The sequence below is a fragment of the Vibrio sp. 2130-1 genome, assembly GCF_033339515.1.
In genome coordinates this window covers 126,711-142,076 of record NZ_JAWOUT010000010.1, presented here as the reverse complement: position 1 = coordinate 142,076, position 15,366 = coordinate 126,711, and the positions used below count along the sequence as shown (strand labels likewise).

Genomic DNA, 15,366 nt, shown 5'->3' with positions numbered 1-15,366 from the left:
ATGACTCTTGATATTTCAAAGTACCCAACACTGGCGTTAGCAAATACACCGGAAGAATTACGTCTTCTTCCGAAAGAAACATTACCAAATCTGTGTGATGAACTGCGAACGTATCTGCTAAATTCAGTGAGCCAATCTAGCGGACACTTAGCGTCTGGCTTAGGCACCGTAGAGCTAACTGTCGCTCTGCATTATGTTTACAACACCCCTATCGACAAATTGATCTGGGATGTTGGTCATCAGGCTTACCCGCATAAAATCCTCACCGGACGTCGCGATAAAATGCCAACAATTCGCCAAAAGGATGGTCTACACCCTTTCCCTTGGCGTGAAGAAAGTGAATATGACACCTTATCTGTCGGCCACTCTTCGACATCGATTAGTGCAGGTCTTGGCATGGCCATCAGCGCACAAAAAGAAGGTAAAGGTCGCAAAATCGTCAGTGTGATTGGTGATGGCGCAATTACAGCAGGCATGGCATTCGAAGCCATGAACCACGCTGGCGACGTTCATCCTGATATGTTGGTGATTTTGAACGACAACGAAATGTCGATTTCAGAAAACGTCGGCGCCCTGAATAACCACCTTGCGAAAGTACTTTCTGGCAGCTTGTACACTTCTATCCGTGAAGGCGGCAAGAAAGTGCTGTCTGGTGTCCCACCTATTAAAGAGTTGGTTCGCCGTACGGAAGAGCACCTAAAAGGCATGGTAGTGCCTGGTACTCTGTTCGAAGAGTTCGGCTTTAATTACATTGGCCCGATTGATGGACACGACGTCAATGAACTCGTCAAAACGCTGAAAAATATGCGTGAGCTCAAAGGTCCTCAGTTCCTACACATCATGACCAAGAAAGGCAAAGGTTATGAGCCTGCCGAGAAAGATCCTATCGGCTACCATGGTGTTCCTAAATTCGATCCAACGCATAATTGTCTGCCGAAGAGCAGTGGCGGTAAGCCAACTTACTCAAAGATCTTCGGTGACTTTTTATGTGACATGGCGGCCCAAGATCCTAAGCTAATGGCAATTACGCCAGCGATGCGCGAAGGCTCGGGTATGGTGCGTTTCTCAAAAGAGTACCCAGACCAATACTTTGATGTGGCGATTGCTGAGCAGCACGCTGTAACACTGGCAACAGGCATGGCAATTGCGGGCGATCATCCAATCGTTGCTATCTATTCGACTTTCTTGCAACGTGGTTATGACCAATTGATCCACGACATCGCGATCATGGACTTACCAGTGATGTTTGCGATCGACCGCGCAGGTCTCGTTGGCGCAGATGGTCAAACTCACCAAGGTGCGTTCGATTTGAGCTTTATGCGCTGTATTCCGAACATGGTGATCATGGCGCCAAGCGACGAAAACGAGTGCCGACAAATGCTTTACACTGGCCATAAGCATTCTGGCCCGAGTGCGGTTCGATACCCTCGTGGTAGCGGCATGGGCGTAGAAATCGAAACTGAGTTTACGGCGTTAGAAATCGGTAAAGGGCGCATGGTTCGCCAAGGTGAAAAAGTTGCTATTCTGAGCTTTGGTACTTTCTTGGGTAACGCGCTAGAAGCGGCAGAATACCTTAACGCCACTGTTGCTGATATGCGCTTTGTGAAGCCGCTCGATGAAGCATTAATTCGTCAATTAGCCGCAGATCATGACGTGCTCGTGACGTTAGAAGAAAATGTTATCGCGGGTGGTGCTGGTGCTGGTGTCGTTGAGTTCATGATGAAAGATAAAATCATTAAACCTGTGTTGAACCTAGGTTTACCAGATGAGTTTATTCATCAGGGAACACAAGATGAACTGCATGAAGAGCTTGGTCTCGATGCAAAAGGAATTGAAAAATCCATCTTGGATTATTTAGCAAAATAGAATGTAAAAAGGGATGTTCATAGCATCCCTTTTTTACGTTCAGTGTTTAGTTCATCCAGCCCGCATATTTTGCGACTAGAAACAGGGCAACACCGGCCATAACTCCCGCCACGATATCATCAACCATAATACCCAGCCCACCGTGAACTCGCTTATCTAGCCACCCAATTGGCCAAGGTTTTACCATATCGAAAAAACGAAATAAGATGAAGCCAGTGATCAACCACTTCCATTCAGTGAGTGGAATATTCAGTGCAGGTACAATGCTCATCGTAATCCAAAAGCCTGCAAACTCATCCCATACGATTGAACCATGATCATGCACCTTCATGTCTGCAGACGTCACTTGGCATATTTGAATGCCGATCACACACGAAATCAGAACAACAATGACATACGCCGTAAATGGTAATTGTGCCAACAACAAAAAGAAAGGCACGGCCGCCAGTGTGCCCATTGTTCCAGGGATAAACGGGGATAATCCACTGCCAAAACCCGTCGCCAATAGATGCCACGGGTTCTTTAATGAAATCAGAGAAAGAGGGTTGGTCATATCCTTAAACCTATACTGCTAGTTTGGTTTCAATCGTCATGCCTGTGAGTTGCTCAATAGTAACAGGCTCTTGGCTAGAGCTTAGCTCAGATCATTTAAAGTGGTCGAAGCCACTTAAGTCCCAATCAAGTGGTTGATTGTTATCATGCAGCTCGAAGGTTCCATTTGGTCGGATTTGACCAATACATGTGACCTTACAGCCAGTATGAGATAAAGCGCTTTGTAACGAGCCTCGATTTTGCTCCGGCACGGTAAAACACAACTCGTATTCTTCGCCACTTGCTAAAGCATACTGCTGCGCGCTGATCTTATCATCTAAAAACTGGACTAATTCTGAAGAGATCGGTAGCTGAGAGACATCAATACTCACCCCAACCTGAGATCGCTGTAAAATGTGCTTAATATCAGAGATTAAACCATCTGAAATATCTATCGCCGAAGAGGCTAGGCCAACAAGAGCTTGTCCAGCAAGCACACGCGGAGAACTAAGGTAATGAGCTCGCTCTAGTGCTTCCGCGCCGGCTCTGCTGCGCAGAGAGTCATCTAGAATCACATCCAAGCCAGCTTTTGCATCGCCAAGGTTTCCCGTTACATATACCCAATCCCCAGGCTTTGCGCCGGATCGCGTGAGAGCTTTACCTTCAGGTACAAAACCTTGCACCGTGAGTGTCAGACACAATGGCCCTTTGGTGGTATCACCGCCTATTAACTGAATACCATAGTAATCAGCCAGTTCGAAAAATGCATCACAGAAAGGTGCAAGCCATTCTTCATCTGGCTCGGGCATCGTTAATGCAAAGCTCACCCATGCAGGCGTTGCTCCCATCGCTGCCAAATCACTGATGTTAGAAGCCAATGCTTTGTGTGCGACCCATGCTGGGTTCGCGTCGGCTAAGAAATGCGTTCCAGCTACCAATGTATCCGTGCTAATCGCAATCTGAACATTAGCTGGCGCTTTGACCAAAGCGCAATCATCACCAGCGGCTAGATGGACATCTTTACGTTGGCTCTGACGACCGACGAAGTACTTGTCTATCAGATTAAATTCACCAGACATAATTCACTTACTTTTTGATGTAAAAGCTTTTGATACAAAAAAGGTCAGCATGTGCTGACCTTTTCATTGAAGAAATCGTTATTTCTTACGAATGTGAGGTGCTGCTTTATCAAGTACACCATTCACAAACTTGTGGCTATCTTCTGCTGCGAAAACTTTTGCAAGTTCAATCGCTTCATTGATAACAACTTTGTAAGGAACATCTTCGCGACGAGTCATCTCGTACATAGCAAGGCGAAGAAGAGCAAGTTCCATCATATCTAAATCCTGCATAGGACGAGAGATGTATGGACGAATTTTGCTATCTAGCTCAGCGTGGCTAAGTACAACACCGCTTAATAGTTCACGGAAGTAAGCTACGTCTGTCTCTGGAGCAGCAAGCGCTGGCTCAGATGCATGAAGTTCTTCTTCATCGTATTTGTCGCCAGACAAAAACTGTTCTTCAATCTTGGCAACATTCTCTTTAGTAATTTGCCATGAGTAGATCGCCTGTAGAGCGAATTGACGTGCGTTACGACGTGCGGCTGGTTTCACACTGGCCCCCATTAGGAATCAATTTCAGATAGTACATTAATCATTTCAAGTGCGCTTAGTGCAGCCTCTGCACCTTTATTACCAGCCTTGGTTCCTGCGCGTTCAATCGCTTGATCGATCGTATCAACAGTCAAAACACCAAATGCTACTGGAATGCTGAATTCCATAGACACTTGTGCTAGACCTTTGTTCATTTCACTACAAACATAGTCAAAGTGAGGCGTTCCACCGCGAATAACAGACCCTAGAGAAACAATAGCGTCGAATTTGCCAGTTTTAGCAACACGCTGAGCTACTAGAGGTAGTTCTACGGCACCTGGACAACGCACAACCGTGATGTTGTCTTCGCTTACTTGTCCGTGACGCTTTAGTGTATCGATCGCACCAGAAAGTAGGCTTTCGTTAATAAAACTGTTGAAACGAGAAATAACGATAGCAATTTTTGCATTTGGCGCTGGGAAGCCACCCTCGATCACTTTCATAAGCTTTCCTTTAACTCTATTTATAAGTGAAATATGTTCATCAAGTGAGAATCGCCGGATTCTAGCACAAATTTGTGAGCAATATCTAATGGAAATTGGAGGCAAATCACCGGTTCCTAGCCATTGACGAGTTAAGCACGTCAAAGACTAGGAACTTATTGTTCGGTTGTTACTCGCAGACGTACTCAACAACGTTCAGACCAAAACCACCTAACGCGTGGTACTTTTTGTTGGTCGATGACAGAAGACGCATATCATGTACACCGAGATCCGCAAGAATCTGTGAACCAACGCCAACACGGCGAGACGTGCCTTGTTTTTTAGCAAGCGTTGGTGCTTCACCTTTGTCTTGCGCTTCGAACATCTTCACGCGATGAATAAGTAGATCGGTCGATTCTTCATGGCCAAGAACAACCAGTACACCGCCCTCTTCACCAATGCGTTTCATTGCCTTATCTAGTGTCCAGCTGCGCTCTGCATTACGATCGCTACGTAGTAAGTCGGTAAAAACGTCTTGAAGATGAACGCGAACCAGTGGCGCTTTTTCTTTCAAATCGCCCTTGCACATTGCGTAGTGCACTTGGTTATCAATGGTGTCTTTGTACGTGACTAACGTGAACTCGCCAAACTCTGTCGGTAACTTGCACTCTGCCACACGTTCAATCGTTGTCTCAGTGTTATTGCGGTACTCAATTAGGTCGGCAATAGTGCCCAATTTAATACCGTGCTTCTCTGCAAAGATCTCTAGATCTGGGCGACGAGCCATGGTGCCGTCGTCATTTAAGATCTCAACAATCACCGATGCTGGCTCTAAACCAGCAAGACGAGCCAAATCACAGCCAGCTTCAGTGTGACCTGCGCGAGTCAGTACACCGCCGTCTTGAGCTGCGAGAGGGAAGATGTGACCAGGCTGCACCAAATCCGCAGCTTTAGCGTTTGGCGCGACTGCTGCTTGAACGGTACGTGCGCGATCTGCGGCTGAAATACCCGTCGTTACCCCTTCTGCTGCCTCAATCGAAACAGTAAAGTTGGTGGTGTATTGCGCATTATTGTCTTGCACCATTGGTGGCAGACCTAGACTTTCGCAACGATCTTTGGTCATGGTTAAACAAATCAGGCCACGGCCATAGGTTGCCATAAAGTTGATGGCTTCCGGCGTAATATGCTCGGCAGCCATGATCAAGTCACCTTCATTCTCGCGGTCTTCATCATCCATTAGGATGACCATTTTGCCTGCGCGAATATCATCAATAATTTCTTGTGGCGTACTGATTGGCATAGTCTGTTATCCCGTTATTCTAAATTTGTTATTGCGACAGCAATGAAAAATTACGTTGCAGTGAATGCTAGTTAGGTCAATAGTTTGAGCTTTGCATTAAGCAAGTCAATGAATCTCGCGGTGTTCTGTGAGTCTGCTCTTTATCGCATGCCTCACGCAGCCACTCCCAAGACTTATGCAAAACCGTTTTGCTGTAAAAAGTCCATCGTGATACGAGACTCGGCCTTATCTTCTTGTTGTCCTTGCAGTAAACGCTCCATATAACGCGCAAGTACATCAACTTCCAAGTTGACTTTGCGCCCCACTTGAAACTGGTCAATCGTAGTTTCTTCACTCGTATGAGGAACGATCGTCAGCTTAAAAGCATTTTTACGTAAGTCGTTGACGGTTAGGCTAATACCATCAACAGTAATCGAGCCTTTCTCTGCAACGTACTTGCTAATTTCCGCAGGCATTGCAACCCAAAACTCTATCGCACGGCCAACTGAATTGCGTTCGACAATTTCACCAACCCCATCGACATGGCCAGAAACGATATGTCCACCCAATCGCGTTGTTGGCAACATGGCTTTTTCTAGATTCACCTTATCGCCTACTTGGTATTCAGCAAACCCCGTTTTCTTCAAGGTTTCTAATGACAGATCAGCACTGTAATAGTGGCTTCCGAAGTCAACTACCGTTAAGCAAACACCATTGGTCGCAATGCTATCGCCTAACTTAACGTCTGACATATCAAGCGTACCCGTTTCAACCGTGACGGTGATGTCTTCGCCCTTCGGCGTAATCGCAGCTAACTTGCCAACTGCTTCTACTATTCCTGTAAACATACTATTCTTATCTAATTTCATTACGTTTTATGGTGGCGGTGATGCGAATGTCTACCCCAACCATACGAACGTCTGTAATGTTTAAATCTATGACGTCAGCCATAGCGCCTAACCCTAAAGCACCGATAAGCCCCCGACCATCGCTGCCCATGAGTTTTGGCGCAAGGTAAACAATGAGCTCATCTACAAGATTAGCCTTTATCATCGCACTCGCTAGCGTAGCTCCAGCTTCAACCCATAAGTGATTGATATGGTGCTCATCAGAGATACGTTTTAATGTCGTTGATAAGTCAATTTGGTCAGCGCTGTCCAATAGAGGGATACAGTCTCCATCAGAGCGAACAATAACTCGTTCTCCATCGGTATGGAACAGCTTGAGCGCATCAGTTAAATGGTTCTGACGGTCTAAGATTACACGTACTGGTTGACGAAGCTCTTCTTGTAAATACTGCGCTTGAACACTATTAGGTAAGTCATCCCAGCGCACATTGAGTGATGCATTATCATCAATCACCGTTTTGCTAGTAGAAAGAATGCCACCACTCATTGCTCGATAACGCTGCACATCTTGGCGGGCCGCTGGGGAGGTGATCCATTGGCTCTGACCATTATTGAGTGCGCTTTGCCCATCCAAACTGGCTGCCATTTTTAATTGAACAAACGGCATGCCTGTGCGCATGTACTTTATAAAACCAGGGTTAAGGGCAAGGGCATCTTGCTCTAACAAGCCGATTTGTACTTCAACTCCGGCATCACGCAACATCTGGATGCCGCGACCTGCAACTTTCGGGTTTGGGTCTACCATGGCGCAAACCACACGTGCCACTTTGGCTTTAATCAGCCCTTCGGCACATGGCGGTGTACGGCCGTAATGAGAGCAAGGTTCTAGCGTCACATAAGCGGTTGCACCAACCGCTTTTTCACCCGCCATGCGCATCGCGTGCACTTCGGCATGCGGCTCACCAGCACGATGGTGATAGCCTTCACCGACAATTTCTTCATCACGAACGATGACACACCCTACATTTGGATTAGGGGCGGTGGTATAAATGCCACGTTTCGCTAACTTAATAGCTCGTGACATCATGGCGAAATCTAAATCAGAAAACGCTCTTTCAGGAGTGTGTTGAGTCATGAGCTACTCAGTCTTCTAGGCGGGCAATCTCTTCGCCAAACTCGCGAATATCTTCAAAGCTTCGGTAAACGGAAGCGAAACGAATGTAAGCCACCTTATCGAGCTCTTTGAGCTGGTCCATGACTAAATTACCAATCATTTCACTCGGAACCTCTCGCTCACCCGTCGCACGCAGTTGTGATTTGATCATACTGATCGCTAACTCTATAGAATCGGCACTCACTGGGCGTTTCTCTAAAGCGCGTTGAATACCGCCAACCATTTTATCTTCATCAAATGGTTCACGGTTGCCATTCGATTTGATCACTTTAGGCATCACTAACTCTGCGCTTTCAAACGTAGTGAAACGCTCGCTACACGCCAAGCACTGACGGCGACGTCGAACTTGATGGCCATCAGCCACTAAGCGGGAATCAATAACTTTGGTATCGTTCTCGGAACAAAAAGGACAATGCATATCACCTCCATATCTATACCAAAATAACCTCATGAGCAATCACGGATAACCACGCGTTCATGGTTATACGGACTCTATTAAAGCTATTTGGGTATAACGCTTTCAAACCGAAATAAAAGCTCATGTAGTGTAGCGGAATTGGTATGTTAGACAAAACAAAAAGGGGCGCAAAGGCCCCTTTTTCACTCAAGATCTCGTCGAATGTGTTAACTGCGTGCTAAGTAGTTCGCTTTACCAACCCACTTGTAGCTAGTTAGCTCTTCTAAGCCCATCGGACCGCGTGCATGTAGCTTTTGCGTAGATACTGCGACTTCTGCGCCAAGGCCAAATTGCGCACCGTCTGTAAAGCGCGTTGAAGCATTCACATAAACCGCCGCCGAACCGACAGAATTGATGAACAGTTCTGAGTTTTCCAAACTATTGGTCATGATCGCATCTGAGTGGCTCGCGTTATGGACACGCATATGATCAATGGCATCTTTCACATCAGACACAACTTTTACACCAAGAGTGTAGCTCAACCATTCCGTATCAAAGTCACCTTCAACAGCATCGCGAATTTGTGTTGCTTGAGCCATCAGTGCTTTTGCCTTAGGCTCTGTCACGAAGGTCACTTTATCGTTCATGCGCTCTACGATCATTGGTAGGAATTGCGCTGCAATTTTTTCATGCACGAGCAGCGTATCTAATGAGTTACACGCAGATGGACGTTGAACTTTAGAGTTCTCAACCACATTCAGGGATTTCTCTAGATCAGCGGATTCGTCGACAAAGATATGGCTGATACCAAAGCCACCAATAATCACCGGAATCGTGCTGTTTTCTTTACACATTTTGTGTAGGCCAGCACCACCGCGTGGAATGATCATGTCGACGTAATCGTCCAACTTAAGCAATTGAGAAACAAGCTCACGATCTGGTTTTTCAATGTACTGCACAGAAGCGGCTGGAAGGTTCGCCTTTGCGAGCGCAGACTGAATAACCTTCACTAATTCCATATTCGAGAAAAATGTCTCTTTGCCACCACGTAAAATGCTTGCGTTGCCGGTTTTCAAGCACAACGCTGCAATATCAATGGTTACGTTTGGACGCGCTTCATAAATTACGCCTACGACACCAAGCGGCACACGACGACGAGACAGTGACATCCCATTTTCCAGTACCTTACTGTCTATTTCGCTGCCTACAGGATCGTTCAAGCTAATGACGTTGCGAACATCATTCGCAATTGCAGTCAATCGTTCTTCATTAAGCAAAAGGCGATCGAGCAGCGCATCGGTTAAACCCGCTTCACGGCCAAGTTCGATGTCTTTAGCGTTTGCCGCCAAAATAGCAGCGGAGTTTGCTTCTAGCTCATCAGCGATGATGGCTAATGCTTGGTTCTTTTGCGCAGTTGACGCTGTCGCTAATTCGAAAGCTGCATCTTTAGCAGCTTTACCCATATTCGTTAAATCCACTTTGCTTCCCTCTAATTCTATTCCTGAATGACGACCAGATCATCGCGGTGAATCACCTCAGAGCCATAATCATGCCCCAAAATAGAGATGATATCTTTACTGTGTTTGCCCGTAATTTTAGTTAGGTCATCACTTGAGTAGGCGCTGATGCCACGAGCCACCAACTTACCGTGAGCGTTTGTTACACGCGCCACTTCGCCTCGTGCGAAGTCACCACTAACTTTGATGACCCCTTTAGCAAGTAGGCTACTCCCCTTGCCGACCACAGCATTGACTGCACCATCATCAATAACGATGTCGCCCGATGCCGCAGGTCCCGCTAGAATCCAGCGTTTACGGTTCTCTAAGGCTTCAGCGCAAGGTAGGAAGCGCGTGCCCTGAGGTTCAGCACTTAGAGAGTCAAAGATAACATTCGGCGCACTACCAGCAGCAATAATAACCTCGATACCTGCGCGGCGAGCGATGTCTGCGGCTTGCAGCTTCGTTGCCATACCACCAGTACCCAATGTTGTACCGCTTCCACCTGCGATTTTACGCAGCGTGTCGTCGATGGTTTTTACTTCCTTGATAAGCTCTGCGTTCGGATCTTTACGAGGGTCAGCAGTAAACAGACCTTTTTGGTCCGTTAAAAGCAAGAGCTTATCTGCACCACATAAAATGCCTACCAAAGCGGAAAGGTTGTCGTTATCGCCAACTTTAATCTCGCTAGTCGCAACGGCATCATTTTCGTTTACGATAGGAACAATATCGTTCGCGACGAGCGCATTAATAGTGTCACGCGCGTTAAGGAATCGCTCACGATCTTCTAAATCGGCACGGGTTAGTAACATTTGGCCGATCTTGATACCATAAATACCAAACAAAGACTCCCATGTTTGAATCAAGCGGCTCTGCCCCACCGCGGCAAGTAACTGCTTACTCGCCATCTCGTTGGGCAATGCGGGGTAACCAAGATGCTCACGGCCTGCTGCAATCGCACCAGACGAAACCATTACGATTGAATGGCCTTGTTTTTTAAGCTCAGCACACTGGCGTGCTAACTCAACCATGTGTGCACGGTCGAGTGCCAGAGTGCCGCCTGTCAGCACACTTGTACCCAGTTTCACAACGACAGTTTGTGGTTGTGAAACAACTGCATTTTGTTGATTCGTTGTCATGATGTCTTCTGAAGTGAAAAACAAATAAAGAGAGGATGTTTTAACAATCAAATAGGGAATTAACAAGAGAAAAGGTGCGTTTTCGCACCTTTTTGTTTGGTATTAAATGAAAACAACCAAATTAAGCGAAATCGAAAGACTCCGTGTGATATTCGACTTCTAATTTGAAGTGTTCTTCTAAAGTATCAACCAGCTTTTGATGGAATGTGCTCTGCGTGAGATACACTTCCTCTACCACTTTTTTGGGAAGGGCTTCAGATACCCATTGCCCTTCTTTGTTGTACTTGCCAATATGATATTTAGCAGTAAAGCCTCCCTCGATGGATTCCAAATCCATCCACCAGCCCCAAAATTCACGCTTCTCAGGCGATTTTTTGTCGTCTACACATACAGATAAACAATCAAAATAATAGCGCCCTTCTTGCGATTGTGGTTCGCGCAGGTAAGGCCCTATCGCCTTCAACTTTGACATCAAGCGAAAGTGAGTCGGGCCCTGAGTCGTCTCTGACATATGAATCTCCGTTTTCATAGTTAAAAGTAAACACCCAAGAATGATTATTATTTTTAATTATCATGAGCTTATTTTTTGCTCAGATATATCACTCTTAACTAATTTAGGAGAATTGTCACCCTAATAATTCATCTTCTAGCCACTTTATGGCTAAATCGAGGGATTGCTCATATCCTTTTGTAATTGTTTTGGAACTGATTTTTTTCGCTCTACCATACTGGCTAAATAGAGCAACAAGTTGATTATCACTGTGTGGCGACACTGGATCGCCTTCAAGACTCAAAGCCAAAATAGGCACTTTGGTTTTTCGACTGCTCAGGAAGCCCTGAACCTTCAATGACCACGCCATCATCTGACCTGCCATGCTATTAATATCAACCGCATTTTTCCCCAAACGGGAAGCCAAAAGATCTAAGTACATCTTCGGCATTTTTTGTAACTTCTGAGGGGAAGTAAAAATATCATGTACGGGTGCGCCTAGAGCGACACAAGCTTTGATCTTTTCCTGCTCGACAAAAGAGAGTCTGATCATGGCATTACCACCAAAACGAAACCCAACTAACCCCACTTTGTGATGATCAACCCAAGGTAGCGAGTAAAGCTCATTCAATACCGCTTGGTGTAGGCAACTTGAATTCTCGGTCAAGGGCCAATGAGAGCTATGCCCTACCGAAGGCATATCCACGGTTAACATTGCAATATCTCGCGGTGCAAGACGATTACGGAACAAACGCCACATGTCGGTTTGTAGAGTATCCAAACCAGCGCTCACCATGACCACAGGCAACTGTTTATCCGTTCTTGGTAAATGGAGGTTCGCGATGATTTTGCGATTTTGGTAAGGCACTTCAATTTGCTTGATGGTGTACTTAGTTTTTTCTGCGCCGTCAGAATACGCTTTGTTTGCCAGTACTTGAGCCTGCGATGCCAAGTTATCATTTTTTAAATGTGGGTAGCCTGCAATACTAAAACACAAAGAAGCAGTGAAGAGTTCATCCGCTGCCTCTTCTCCTTGCATTTCATTTGCTCGCTTCTGATGATCCATACCAAGCTTGATCCACTCAAATGTCCAGTTACCACTGTGATAACCCATTACAGTGTCTAACCAATCATCATTGGTTCGCGAGTGAGAAGATGAAGCAATTTTGGACAGTACGCCTTCCATTTCGATCGGAGACAATCCTTGCCAAGCCCATTGCAAGCGACGCAAATGACGATACCAAGCACGATCACCCTGCGCTTCTCGTTCATCAAGTATTTTTTTACTGGTCGGCATGTACTGGGTAAGCGCGGAGGTTTCTTTTGCTTGCTTATGTTTCACGAACAAAGTTTCGGAAAGATTTTTACTGACGTCTTCAGACATAGGAAGAACCCTAGGCTATTAGCATGATTTAATATCATAATAAAAAAAATGCCCCTATAAAGGGGCATTTCTCAATATTCTTTAACCGCGCTTATTTTTGCTTGCGGTTTACTGGCTCAGCATACTGGATTGACATATCCCAAGGCTGCTCGATCCAAGTGTCTTGAGCAATATCTACAACGTAATCATCCAGCAGCTCTTTGCCTGATGGTTTCGCACACACAGCGATCATTTTCGCTTTTGGATACATCTCACGTAGTTTGCGCGCTGTATCACCACTGTCTACTAGGTCTTCAACGATTAGGTAACCTTCGCCATCACCTTCAGGTGCTTTTAGTACCGTCATATCGCGCTGATGATCATGGTCGTAGCTTGAAATACAGATTGTATCAACATAACGAATACCAAGTTCACGAGCCAAAATAGCGCCAGGAACCAAACCGCCGCGGCTTACCGCCCAAATTCCTTTCCATTGCTCAGCTGGCATTTGTTTTTCAGCCAGTTCACGGCAGTAAGTCTGCATTGCATCCCAAGTGATAATGAATTTTTTACTCATTGTAATAACCTAATAATTTGAAAATATGCATCCTCAAAATCTAGCGAAGTCACTCAAAAGCGGAATGCTCACTAACTTCTCCAAAATGTTTGGAGACGAGGATTTCAAGCTGCGCAAACGATTATTCTACCGAAACACACCGCTAATACCAACGGTGATATCAAAATTCTCTGCCTATTCCGCAGAAAAACCGTCTTCTGTGAACAACGTAAAAAAGAAAAAGCCAGCGTGAATAAATCCACACTGGCTTTTTGCTCGAGAAATTAACCGACGAGGTATTTAACGATGAAGATGGCTGACATCACCCATACACTCATCGACACTTCACGGCCCTTACCGCTGAATAACTTGATCGCCGCGTATGCGATAAAGCCTAACGTGATACCTTCTGCAATCGAGAATGTTAGCGGCATAACTAAACAAGTCACAACAACTGGGGACGCTTCAGTTAGGTCACGCCAATCAATGCTTACTAGCCCAGACAGCATCAAGATCGCCACATAGAATAGCGCACCTGACGTTGCATAAGCAGGGATCATACCCGCAAGTGGTGAGAACAATAGAGCAAGTAGGAAGAGTACACCAACAACCACGGCTGTTAGACCAGTACGCCCACCCGCAGCTACACCAGAAACGCTTTCAATATAAGATGTCGTGTTGGAGGTACCAAGTAATGCACCTACTGACGTTGCTGTTGAGTCTGCAAGTAACGCTTTGTTTAAACGAGGGATGTTGCCATTCTCATCAGTTAGACCAGCTTTTTGAGAAACGCCAACGAGCGTACCTGCGGTGTCAAATAAATCGACAAATAGGAAAGCAAATACGACGGAAATCATGCCTACTTCAAACAAACCAGAGAAATCCAGTTGCATGAAAGTTGGCGCAATGCTTGGTGGCGTTGACATAATACCGCCCCACTGCACATCACCAAATAGAAGACCAAGCGCTGTAACGCCAAGAATGGCGATCATCACCGCACCTTTCACACCACGGTGAACCAGTGCAATCGTAAGAAAGAAGCCAATCGCGGCCAATACAGATGGCAATGATGTGATCTCTCCCATAGAAACTAATGTCGCTGGGTTATCAACGACGATACCTGCATTTTTTAATGCGATAAACGCTAAGAAAAGACCAATACCAGCTGAAATACCTGTTCGTAGAGAATGCGGGATCGAGTTAATAATCCACTCACGGATCTTAAATACGCTTAAAAGAATGAACAGAAGGCCAGAAACAAATACAGCCGCCAACGCAACTTGCCACGTATAACCCATTCCCAATACAACAGAGTAAGTAAAAAATGCGTTCAGGCCCATTCCTGGTGCCTGTGCGATTGGGTAATTGGCAACAAATCCCATGATAAAACAGCCGATTGCGGCAGCAAGACAAGTCGCGACAAAAATGGCGCCACGGTCCATACCGGTATCCGACAGGATCGCTGGGTTTACAAAAATAATGTAAGCCATAGTTAGGAAGGTCGTAACACCTGCAATGATCTCAGTGCGCACATTTGTGCCATTTTCACTGAGTTTAAAAAGCCTCTCGAGCATGATCGAATCCTGTAAAGGTAAAAAGTAAACGGTTGCGTAATCGATTGGCGGGAATTATAAAGTTATCAAATAGCAAATTCTAGATAGAATCTTCACTCTAATGCGTTTTTTTTCTTTGGATATGAAACACATTCTCTAATCTATCATAGCAAGCAAAGAAATATATTCTTATAAAACAATAGGTAACCCAGATAACACAGTTCTCTAAAAGAGAATAAAAACTGAGCAATGTACTAAACTTTCAGATGAAAAAGGCCCATTTTAAACATGGTATCTAACAGATTTGATGGAAAAGTCGATAAAACCGAAGAATGGGGAATAGAAGAAGGCTTTGATGGCAATAAGTGAGTCAGGAAGAGAAAATAGAGATAAAAAAACGCCACCCAATTTGGGTGGCGGTGAATCATGTCAGCACTATCACTGAAAAAAAATTCCAATTTATAGGGGTGAACAAACTGTTCGAGTCACATGCGTTGACTTCACTTAGTAGCCAAAGCTTGTTGGGTATACAAAGTTACCGGTGTAAACAGACTTGCTATTCCAGAACATTGTACTTGGTAAACCTTTCATAACTATCAC

The 15,366-nt window shown here is 45.4% G+C and carries 15 protein-coding genes; 1 reads left to right on the top strand and 14 read right to left on the bottom strand.

Features of this window, described 5'->3' with window-relative positions; genetic code table 11:
- Positions 1–1,866, top strand: coding sequence for a 1-deoxy-D-xylulose-5-phosphate synthase (gene dxs / locus R7Q09_RS16245; protein WP_005381568.1), 1,866 nt, complete (start codon positions 1–3; stop codon positions 1,864–1,866).
- Between the two features lie 46 nt (positions 1,867–1,912).
- Here the strand turns inward: dxs and pgpA are convergent, their stop codons facing one another.
- From pgpA to R7Q09_RS16175, 14 genes are all read right to left on the bottom strand, one after another.
- Positions 1,913–2,419, bottom strand: a complete 507-nt coding sequence (gene pgpA, locus R7Q09_RS16240; protein ID WP_031780838.1) for a phosphatidylglycerophosphatase A — start codon at positions 2,417–2,419, stop codon at positions 1,913–1,915.
- A gap of 91 nt (positions 2,420–2,510) precedes the next feature.
- Complete coding sequence (gene thiL, locus R7Q09_RS16235; protein ID WP_167415050.1) at positions 2,511–3,476, bottom strand: thiamine-phosphate kinase; 966 nt, start codon at positions 3,474–3,476, stop codon at positions 2,511–2,513.
- A 78-nt stretch (positions 3,477–3,554) separates the two neighbouring features.
- The gene (nusB, locus tag R7Q09_RS16230; protein WP_005381571.1) at positions 3,555–4,022 is read right to left on the bottom strand and encodes a transcription antitermination factor NusB; all 468 of its coding nucleotides are present in this window, start codon (positions 4,020–4,022) and stop codon (positions 3,555–3,557) included.
- Positions 4,022–4,492, bottom strand: coding sequence for a 6,7-dimethyl-8-ribityllumazine synthase (ribE, locus tag R7Q09_RS16225; RefSeq protein ID WP_005381572.1), 471 nt, complete (start codon positions 4,490–4,492; stop codon positions 4,022–4,024). Before ribE ends, nusB begins: the two co-directional genes overlap by 1 nt.
- Before the next feature lie 169 nt (positions 4,493–4,661).
- The gene (ribBA, locus tag R7Q09_RS16220; RefSeq protein WP_005381573.1) at positions 4,662–5,771 is read right to left on the bottom strand and encodes a bifunctional 3,4-dihydroxy-2-butanone-4-phosphate synthase/GTP cyclohydrolase II; all 1,110 of its coding nucleotides are present in this window, start codon (positions 5,769–5,771) and stop codon (positions 4,662–4,664) included.
- 173 nt (positions 5,772–5,944) lie between these two features.
- Entirely contained in the window at positions 5,945–6,598 is a 654-nt protein-coding gene (locus R7Q09_RS16215) for a riboflavin synthase (protein ID WP_005381574.1), read from the bottom strand.
- A gap of 7 nt (positions 6,599–6,605) precedes the next feature.
- A complete protein-coding gene (ribD, locus tag R7Q09_RS16210; RefSeq protein ID WP_167415049.1) occupies positions 6,606–7,733 on the bottom strand; it encodes a bifunctional diaminohydroxyphosphoribosylaminopyrimidine deaminase/5-amino-6-(5-phosphoribosylamino)uracil reductase RibD in 1,128 nt (375 codons plus the stop codon).
- A 7-nt stretch (positions 7,734–7,740) separates the two neighbouring features.
- Complete coding sequence (gene nrdR, locus R7Q09_RS16205; protein WP_005381578.1) at positions 7,741–8,190, bottom strand: transcriptional regulator NrdR; 450 nt, start codon at positions 8,188–8,190, stop codon at positions 7,741–7,743.
- 206 nt (positions 8,191–8,396) lie between these two features.
- Positions 8,397–9,647, bottom strand: coding sequence for a glutamate-5-semialdehyde dehydrogenase (locus R7Q09_RS16200; protein WP_104978847.1), 1,251 nt, complete (start codon positions 9,645–9,647; stop codon positions 8,397–8,399).
- Positions 9,648–9,664: 17 nt separating this feature from the next.
- Positions 9,665–10,804: a glutamate 5-kinase gene (gene proB / locus R7Q09_RS16195; RefSeq protein WP_005383771.1), complete on the bottom strand. Its 1,140-nt coding sequence runs from the start codon at positions 10,802–10,804 to the stop codon at positions 9,665–9,667.
- A gap of 121 nt (positions 10,805–10,925) precedes the next feature.
- The gene (gene crl, locus R7Q09_RS16190; protein WP_005381584.1) at positions 10,926–11,315 is read right to left on the bottom strand and encodes a sigma factor-binding protein Crl; all 390 of its coding nucleotides are present in this window, start codon (positions 11,313–11,315) and stop codon (positions 10,926–10,928) included.
- Positions 11,316–11,430: 115 nt separating this feature from the next.
- The gene (gene frsA, locus R7Q09_RS16185) at positions 11,431–12,678 is read right to left on the bottom strand and encodes an esterase FrsA (protein ID WP_005381586.1); all 1,248 of its coding nucleotides are present in this window, start codon (positions 12,676–12,678) and stop codon (positions 11,431–11,433) included.
- A 91-nt stretch (positions 12,679–12,769) separates the two neighbouring features.
- A complete protein-coding gene (gene tet(34) / locus R7Q09_RS16180; RefSeq protein ID WP_005381590.1) occupies positions 12,770–13,234 on the bottom strand; it encodes an oxytetracycline resistance phosphoribosyltransferase domain-containing protein Tet(34) in 465 nt (154 codons plus the stop codon).
- 263 nt (positions 13,235–13,497) lie between these two features.
- Positions 13,498–14,787 carry an NCS2 family permease gene (locus R7Q09_RS16175; RefSeq protein WP_005381592.1) on the bottom strand — a complete coding sequence of 430 codons (1,290 nt, stop codon included), beginning with the start codon at positions 14,785–14,787 and terminating at the stop codon, positions 13,498–13,500.
- Between the last annotated feature and the right edge of the window lie 579 nt (positions 14,788–15,366).

What these genes read in the sequence shown, in the direction of transcription:
- dxs (WP_005381568.1), top strand. Translation starts at nt 1, where the DNA reads ATGACTCTTGATATTTCAAAGTACCCAACACTGGCGTTAGCAAATACA.
- pgpA (WP_031780838.1), bottom strand. Translation starts at nt 2,419, where the DNA reads ATGACCAACCCTCTTTCTCTGATTTCATTAAAGAACCCGTGGCATCTA.
- thiL (WP_167415050.1), bottom strand. Translation starts at nt 3,476, where the DNA reads ATGTCTGGTGAATTTAATCTGATAGACAAGTACTTCGTCGGTCGTCAG.
- nusB (WP_005381571.1), bottom strand. Translation starts at nt 4,022, where the DNA reads ATGGGGGCCAGTGTGAAACCAGCCGCACGTCGTAACGCACGTCAATTC.
- ribE (WP_005381572.1), bottom strand. Translation starts at nt 4,492, where the DNA reads ATGAAAGTGATCGAGGGTGGCTTCCCAGCGCCAAATGCAAAAATTGCT.
- ribBA (WP_005381573.1), bottom strand. Translation starts at nt 5,771, where the DNA reads ATGCCAATCAGTACGCCACAAGAAATTATTGATGATATTCGCGCAGGC.
- R7Q09_RS16215 (WP_005381574.1), bottom strand. Translation starts at nt 6,598, where the DNA reads ATGTTTACAGGAATAGTAGAAGCAGTTGGCAAGTTAGCTGCGATTACG.
- ribD (WP_167415049.1), bottom strand. Translation starts at nt 7,733, where the DNA reads ATGACTCAACACACTCCTGAAAGAGCGTTTTCTGATTTAGATTTCGCC.
- nrdR (WP_005381578.1), bottom strand. Translation starts at nt 8,190, where the DNA reads ATGCATTGTCCTTTTTGTTCCGAGAACGATACCAAAGTTATTGATTCC.
- proB (WP_005383771.1), bottom strand. Translation starts at nt 10,804, where the DNA reads ATGACAACGAATCAACAAAATGCAGTTGTTTCACAACCACAAACTGTC.
- crl (WP_005381584.1), bottom strand. Translation starts at nt 11,315, where the DNA reads ATGTCAGAGACGACTCAGGGCCCGACTCACTTTCGCTTGATGTCAAAG.
- frsA (WP_005381586.1), bottom strand. Translation starts at nt 12,678, where the DNA reads ATGTCTGAAGACGTCAGTAAAAATCTTTCCGAAACTTTGTTCGTGAAA.
- R7Q09_RS16175 (WP_005381592.1), bottom strand. Translation starts at nt 14,787, where the DNA reads ATGCTCGAGAGGCTTTTTAAACTCAGTGAAAATGGCACAAATGTGCGC.